General features: G+C 69.7%; 5 protein-coding genes. All 5 read right to left on the bottom strand.

Annotated features, from left to right (window positions below):
- Positions 1–1,138: RNA-guided endonuclease InsQ/TnpB family protein (locus ABEI27_RS03080; RefSeq protein ID WP_375797948.1), on the bottom strand; the 1,138-nt coding region annotated here is incomplete at its 3' end.
- 28 nt (positions 1,139–1,166) lie between these two features.
- Entirely contained in the window at positions 1,167–4,058 is a 2,892-nt protein-coding gene (locus tag ABEI27_RS03075) for an AAA family ATPase (RefSeq protein WP_375797947.1), read from the bottom strand.
- Between the two features lie 342 nt (positions 4,059–4,400).
- Entirely contained in the window at positions 4,401–4,607 is a 207-nt protein-coding gene (locus tag ABEI27_RS03070; protein WP_375797946.1) for a DUF2892 domain-containing protein, read from the bottom strand.
- Between the two features lie 57 nt (positions 4,608–4,664).
- On the bottom strand, positions 4,665–6,518 hold the full coding sequence (locus tag ABEI27_RS03065) for an ABC transporter ATP-binding protein (RefSeq protein WP_375797949.1): 1,854 nt from the start codon (positions 6,516–6,518) through the stop codon (positions 4,665–4,667).
- Positions 6,519–7,036: 518 nt separating this feature from the next.
- Positions 7,037–7,915, bottom strand: a complete 879-nt coding sequence (locus ABEI27_RS03060) for a hypothetical protein (protein ID WP_375797945.1) — start codon at positions 7,913–7,915, stop codon at positions 7,037–7,039.
- Positions 7,916–8,019: the final 104 nt, after the last annotated feature.

Genomic DNA, 8,019 nt, shown 5'->3' with positions numbered 1-8,019 from the left:
CGCCTCCATCGTCTGCGTTTTGCCGACGACGGAGATACTGCAAACCGATGTTCTTCGAGGCGTTGTAGTCAGCGTGGTTCTCGTATCCACACTGCTGACACCTGAACGTCTCACCCGACCGATTGTCCGGGTGGGTAAACCCACATGTCGAACATCGCTTCGACGTATTGCGTGGGTCAACCTGCACGACTTCGACGCCGTGTTCTTTGGCTTTGTATTCGACGTACTCGGAGAGGCGTCGGAACGCCCAGATGTGTTGCCACGTCGCCTCGGGAATGTTCTCCCGAATGTGGGTTAACTCCTCAAACACGACGTGCGAACAGTCGTTCTCGACGGCCTCCTCGATAAGTTCGTTCGCCACCGTGTGGAGGTGCATCTCGAACCGTCCGTACTCTTTCTGTCCGACTGACTCGATGTTCTCATAAGCGTGGCGAGACCCACACTGCTGTAGTGATGCACGGCGTTTCTCGTACTCCCGACGCCAGTGGTTGAACTCGTCTGCCGACCAGAATCGCCCTGTCGAAGCAACGGCGAGGTTGTTCACGCCCAAATCCACACCAAGGACTGTTCTGTGCTTGGACTCGGATTCAGACGATTCTTCGTCTGCCTCGACTTTCCGCATTGAGGCGTGGAGATACCAGTCACCGTCGCGGTATTGTAAGTGCGCCATCCGAAACTCGAAGTCTTCGTCGGAGACGTACTTCGTCGGCGGTGTCTCCGAGTCGTTAGGGAGGATGTAGTCGCACTCGACGCGCCCGTCTACGGTCGAAAGGGAAACATGATCGCGGTGGAACGTCGCACTTCGTTTATCGTAGACCGCGCTGTCTGCCGAGAAGTACGGTTGTGACGTAGTTTCGTCGCGTTTGAGGCGTTCGACGCCGCTTTTGACGGCCTCGACTGCCCGGCGAATCCCTTTCTGAACGAGGTTCGCGGTGAGGTCGGTTTCGTCGCGGAGTTGGTCGTAGAGAGCTTGTTCGGCTTTCTGTTTAGAGGTGACGTGGTATCCGTCGTCGCCGTGCCAGCACCACTCACTCGCGGTGTTGGCGCAGTGTTTGAACTGCTCGAGCGTCTCTCGAAGGAGGGCGTCGGTTCCCTCGGGAGTGTCGAGTTTGATGACGGCAGTACGACGGTACTCCACTGTGTTTCACATATCATCTTGTGGTTATTTAATGGTTAGGAGCCAGACTGCCATCGTAGCGTGGTTTGTGTAAGCTGTTGTCGGCTTCCTCCCCGACCTCAAGGGTCGGGGCATCCGCCTCGTACCGCCTGTGAAGACGGGCCGCGGTCACTGTCGGCTCCTCGCCCTCGGGTGTCTCTCTGACCGCCGTGCGCCCGGCCGCGTCGGCCACCTCGGCGAGGTGGCTGGCCGCGAACCCCTCGGTGGCCGTCACGAGAGCGTCCTCGTCGACCCCGTCCCAGTCGACGGGGACCCCCTCGAGGTGGTACTGCAGGATCTCGAGTCGGTCCTCGCCGTCCGGCTTCCGGACGGAGATGCGAGCGTCGAACCGGCCGGGGCGCTCGATGGCGTCGTCGACGGCTTCGATCCGGTTGGTGGCGGCCACGAGCAGGACCGGCTCGTCGCTCTCGTTGAGGGCTTCGATCTCGGTGAGCAGCTGGGTGACCATCTGCTGTTCCGACGTGGTCATCCCGCCCGTGCCCGAGCGATCGGCGGCGACGGAGTCGATCTCGTCGATAAAGAGTACGGACGGCGAGGCCGCCCGGGCGCGCTCGAACAGGTCGTCGACGTTCGAGGCCGCCTGTCCGACCACGTCGCTGGCGATGTCTACGGCGGTCGCTGCAACGTAGTTGTAGCCCAGGTGGCCCGCCAGCGCCTCCGCCAGGTACGTCTTTCCCGTCCCGGGCGGCCCGTGGAGCAGGATGTTGGTCACGCCATCGAAGCCGTACTCCTCGTAGCGGTCGTCGGCCAGCGGCACGAGCACCTCCTCCTGAAGACGCTGTTTCACGTCGGTCATCCCCGCGACGTCGGTCAGGTCCCGCTCGGGTGGGGGCGCGACCCCCTCGACGTCGGCCGCTGGCGCGGCCGGCTGTGGCGGAACGTGGTCTGTCGAGTTGCCGGCCGCCGAGTCGTTCCGGACGGCGTCGGTGTCGACGCGCACCGTGGGCGGCTCCGGCTCTCCGTCGGTATCGTGAGGGGCGTCACTCGGGGACCCGTAGACAGTTTCGACGGTCGCGCCGGCGTCCAGTCGCTGCTCGAACTCCATCAGGCCGTGGTCCTCGTGGATGGTCCACCCGTCGGGGTGGTAGTCTGAGTGGAACCCGACCGCCGACGGCGCGACTCCCCCTGGCGGCGTGTCGACAACCCGCACCGTGACCGCCCGTCCGCTCCGGTTGGCCACGAGTAGCCGCACTGCCCGCCGCGAGAACGACTCGGTGTCGACCTCTTTCTCGACGACGACGCCGGCCTCCTCGACCGTGACCGCCCGGTCGAGCGGCTCTCGGGCCGTGTCTCCGTCGGTGCCCGCCGTCTCACGGCGGTCGGCGTCGGCCCCGCGCGGGGCTCCCGCGTCGGTATCGATCTCCACACCCGTCGCCGTCTCGAGGCGGTCCGTCGACTCGGCGACCATGTCGTCGCTCATCCCTGCTGCCGTACGCAGCAGTTCCGGAAGCCGTCGAACCTGTCGGTCGGGGACCAGCCCCGGAGCTTCGATGGCGAACGCAGTCATCGCCATAGCCGCCTCGCCACGAACGTCTGTCTCGTCGTCCGCCAGACGGGGCTCTAAGCCGCGGACGGCTTCGGTATCGATCCAGTCGCCGTCCTCCATCGCCGCGTACCGCAGCGCCCTGATCGCGTGGAGCCGAGCCGTCGCCTCGCCGGCGTCCAGTCGGGCGACCAACGCCGCCGATCTGGCCCCCGCAGCCTCGGGGTGAGCCTGTGCGACCCTGCTCACTGCCCCGGCGACGCTCTCTCGAACCGAGTCGTCCTCGTCGTCGAGGCAGTCGATCAGAGCGTCGAACGCCGGGCGGACGGCCGCAGGCTTCGTCGTGGCGACGCGGCCGAGGACGGCCGCGGCGACCTGTCGAGTCTGGTCGTGGTCCCGGTCGAGAGCGTCCGCCATCGTCTCCGCGACCGGAACCGCCAGCCGCGGAGCCTCTCTCGAGACGAACCCGTAGATTCCGGTCGCGAGCGCCCGGCAGTGCGTATCGTCGTCGTCGAGCAGTGGCTCCACGCTCGACAGTATCGGCCGGACGGCGCGCTCGTCCGCCTCGGCAACGTGCAACAGCGCCGCGGCGGCGTCTCGCCGAACGTCAGGGTCGTCACTGGCCAACAGCGGCTCCAGTTCCGGCACCGCCGGTCGAACGGCGTCGCCGTCCGCTGCTGCGACCCGATGAACCGCTTTCAGGGCCGGGCGAGCGACCGCGGCGGTGTCCGATAGCCGCCTGGTCAGGGGGCCGACCGCGTCACTGACGGCCGTCGGCCGCTCCTCGGCGACGCGGGAGATGGCGCCTGCGGCGTGTTCGCGGACCGCTGCGCGTTCGTCGGTCAGCCGGGCGGTCAGTTCGTCGAGACTCTGCTCGACGGCGTCGGGCTCTTCGGCGGCGACCTCTGCGAAGATGGCGGTCACCCGCTCGCGGATGGTCGCGTCGTCGCTGCTCAGCGACGGCCGGAGTCCGTCGACGGCCGGCCGAAGCGCGTCGGGACGTTCGTTGGCGATCGCCTTCAGCGCGACCGCCGCTTGGGGGTGACCGCCGCGCTCCGCTACGGTACACTGTACCAGCGGTCCGACGGCGGTGTCGGCGGCCGCGCCGGGATACTCGGTTGCGACCTGGGTGACGGTGACCGCCGCGTTCTGTCGGACGACCTCGTCGTCGGCGGTCAGTCCGTCGACGAGCGGCCGGAACGCCGGCTCGATAGCGCCGGGACTGGCCTTCGCGAGCGACGCCAGCGCGGCCGTCGCGGCGCGGCGAGCCTCCCGGTCCTCGGACCCCAGCAGTTCGGCGAGCGTGTCGGCCTCGTCCCGGATCGCGGTCGGGTCGTCCCGTGCCTGCGTCAGTAGCTTCTTGGCCCGTTCTGTGTCGGAGTCAGAGAAAAATCCCATTTTACAGCAGATCGCTGTCGATCGATAATTAACTTTATTGTCATTACGAACGGTGTCGAGGCGAACGCTCACGCCTTCGGTCGCGGGAGGGTCTCCGTGACCCGACGTCGGCGGTCCGCACCCACGGTGGTGGGTGGGAGAGCCCTGCTGACGCAGACGGCGTGGCCGCGCTACGCGGATACAGCGGTGGCACCCCCGGAGCAGAGCGGCCGGAGCGGTGAGTCGAAACAGGGGGCGCTCCTCTCGGTGCTCCGGGTTACGCGACCACGTCGGAGCGGTCGGCAGGCAGCGAGCGCTCGCTCTCTGCCTCGGTACGGCCCGTCGAGACGTCGCCGCGGCTGGCTACTCCCCCGTCGTGTCGAATCCACAGGCCGCGTTCACGCCACACCACCCGGTAGTCGCGTTGAAGCCCGCGCCCAGCGCACCGAGGCCGGTCGCGACCGCCAGCGTGGTCGCCCCCTCGACGGCCGCGGCGACGGCGACGACAGAGAGTACGACCGCGAGGGCGGCGCGCAGGAGACGGTCGAAACCGCCGACGTTCTGGTTCACGGACGAGGGAGGGGCGCCGGCGGCTTAGTTCGCACGCCCGCGGGGCGAGCGAACGCCTCAGTCCTCCGTCGGCGCCTCCCGGACCGGCTGCTCGTCGGCCTGTGCGCGCCAGAGCCCCGCGTACTCGCCGTCTTCGGCGAGCAGTTCCTCGTGGGTCCCCGTCTCGACGACCTGCCCTTCGTCCATCACGACAATCTGGTCCGCGTCGCGGATGGTAGAGAGTCGGTGGGCGACGACGAACGCCGTCCGGTCGGCGACGAGTTGCTCGACGCCGGCCTCGATCCGTTCTTCGGTCTCGGTGTCGACGTCGCTGGTCGCCTCGTCGAAGACGATGATCGCGGGGTCGTTCAGTAGGGCGCGGGCGATGGCGAGACGCTGGCGCTGCCCGCCCGACAGCTTCACGCCGCGCTCGCCGATCTGGGTGTCGTAGCCGTCGGGCAGGTCGGCGACGAACTCGTGGGCCGCGGCGGCGCGGGTCGCGGCGACGACCCGGTCGCGGTGCGAGCGGTCGCCGCGGCGCTCCGCGTCGAGGGCGTCGGCGTCGCCGTAGGCGACGTTCTCCGCGACGGTGCCCGAGAACAGGTACGGCGTCTGCTCGACGACCGCGACCGCGTCCCGCAGAGCCCCGAGGTCGTACTCGCGCACGTCCACGCCGTCGACCAGCACCCGCCCCGCGTCGACGTCGTACAGCCGCGGGACGAGTTTCGTCAGCGTCGACTTGCCCGCGCCGGTCGGGCCCGCGAGCCCCACCGTGTCGCCCGGCTCGACGTCGAGGCTCACGCCGTCGACGGCCCGCTCGCGCTCGTCGTAGCCGAACGAGACGTCCTCGAAGGTGACCCGACCCGCGACCGTCTCGGGGGCGCACGGGTCCTCGGGGTCGGTGAGCGCCGGGTCGCGTCCGAGGAGGCCGAACACCCGCTCGGCGGAGGATTTCGCCAGTTGGTACTTGTTCGCGGAGCGGCCGATCCGGCGCATCGGCGAGTAGAGCCGCCGGAGGTAGAGGAAGAAGGCCGCGAACGCGCCGGTGGAGACGAGCGCCGCGCCGGGCGGGCTGGTGATGATCGAGCGCCCGCCGAGATAGAGCACGACGACGAACACGACGCCGGTGAGCAGGCGGAGCGTCGCGAAGAACGCGCGCCGGATCCGGAGCGCCGCGACCTTCTCGTCGTGGTAGGCCTGGCTCTGTGCCGCGACCCGGTCGCGCTCGAAGGCGTAGCGGTCGAACGCCTTCACGACCGCGACGCCCCCGAGGTTGTTCTCGAGCCGGCTGTTCAGCCGCGCGACCGTCTCGCGGAGCGACTTGTAGCGCGGCTCGATCCACCGGAGGAAGCCGGCGCTCGCGAGGCCGACGAGCGGCACGGGCGCGAGCGCGACCAGCGCGAGCGTCGGCGCGTAGTACCAGAGGACGACCGCGATTCCGGAGACGGTCGCCACGACCCGGACGAGTTGGCGGAACTCGGTGTTGAGGAACTGCTCTAGCCTGTTGATGTCGCTGTTGAGGATCGACATCATCTCGCCGGTCTGGTGGTCCGCGAAAAACCCCATCGAGAGGCGCTGGAGGCCGTCGTACGTGTCGTTCCGGAGGTCGCGCTGGATCTTCTGGGCCGCGGACTGCAGGAGGTACCGCGAGCCGAAGCGGGCCACGGAGCGAACGAGGTACGCGAGCGCCGCGATGACGACCAGCCGCTCGAGGAGCGCGAGGCGGGCGGCCTCGCCGGTGATCGAGCCGGTCGGGACGAGGCCCACGTTCGCGAGCAGGCCAGGAGCCGCGGAGCCGAGCACGACGCGGTCGATGGCCGTCGCGACGATTACCGGCGGGACGAGCCGCGCGACCCGCGTGAGGACGGCCGCGAGGACGCCGAGCGAGAGCCGCGGCCAGTACGGCCGGGCGTAGCCCAGCAGGCTCCACATCGGGTGGCCGTCGGCCGTCTCGCGGACGTCCTCGAATCCGCCGTCGTCGCTCACGCCCGGCAGGCCGCGCGTCGCGTCTCGGGTCGGTACATACCGGAACGAGGTGCGCGAGACAGTAAGGGCTGTTCGTCTGCCGGCGGCCGTCGGTCGGGGCTGCGTCGTCGAGGCGCGGGCGAGGTGACTCTTGAGGACGGGTCGGCAGGGAGAACGGGACCCGGTCGCGTGTACGTTCGCGACCGGCCCGTTCGGGCAGGCACGACGTCCGGTGGACAGACAGGCAGGGTGGCGGACGAGCCGGGTACGGCGGCGCACCAGACTCGATATGGATGTGCTAACCGTGGACGCGGTGCCTACCCGACACGTGAACTTTCACAACTATAGTTGTTACGGTTCGACGGGGCGAGGGGCGTCGCATCTGCTCACGTCGGCCGCGAACCGCTCGGCGCAGACGGGCGCCCCGGCGACACGGCCGACGAAGCCCGCGACGCCGAGACGCCGGTGAGCCGGCGCGGACCCCGTCAGGCCCGCGCGACCGTCGCGTCCCTCGTTCCGAGCCCCCAGTCGAGGCGCACGGTTAGTTCGTCGTCGCCGCCGAAGTCGGCGACGAGCGACCGCGGCTTCGTCAGCCGTTCGCCCGCGCCGTAGGCGAGTTCGAGTTCCTCGCCGTCCGGCGCGGGCGCGAACCCCAGTTCCGCGACGAACCAGTCACGTCGCCCGCCCGCGTTGTGGACCGTGATCCCGACCTCGAACGCCTCGCCGGCCGGAACCGCGTCGGGGACGTCCAGCCCCTCGACGGCGAACTCGGGCGGCCGAGCGAGCGCGTCGACGGTCCAGCGCACGTCCGGGGCGTCGGGACGGTCCCAGACGACCGCGGCAGACTCGGGCGCGGTCTCGAACGAGAGAGGCACCGGGACGGCCTGGAGCGAGCCGGCGTCGCCCGCCGCGTCGAGCCGTGCCGGACAGCCCTCGACCGGCCGCTCGCCGTCGACGGTCGCGGCGAGACAGAGGTCGGCGGGGGCGGGAGCGCCGGGACCGCTCGTCTCGACGCCGACCTGGAGGAACTGGCGGTCGGGGGGCATCACCGGTCGGCCGCCGTCGGAGCCGGCCGCGACGAGACCACGGCGGGCCCGGAATACCGCGACCCGGACCGTCCAGCCCGCCGCCGTCTGGTACGGCTCGTTGCTCGCGAGCGTCGTCTGGTCGGGGGCCGCCGGAGTCTGCGTTCCCGGGGGGGTCGCGGGCGGGGACGAGGCAGTGGACGGAGAACCGCCGCTCGCCCCGCCCACACACCCGGTCAGCCCGCCGAAGAGGGCGAAGCCGCCGAGCCGGAGGGCGACGCGTCGGCTCGGCGGCCGGTCGCCGTCGCGCGGGTCGGGACCCGTGCCGTGCCGGCTCACCCGCCGCCGCCGGCGACGCCGCTCCCGATGGCCGCGCCGCAGTCGTTACACGCGACCACGTAGAACCGCTTCGAGGACCGGAAGATCCCGGCTATCTTCGAGTC

The organism is Halobellus sp. (assembly GCF_042218505.1).
Taxonomy (GTDB): domain Archaea; phylum Halobacteriota; class Halobacteria; order Halobacteriales; family Haloferacaceae; genus Haloquadratum.
Note: the sequence above shows the minus strand (reverse complement) of the source record. Positions and strands in the feature narration are given on the sequence as shown.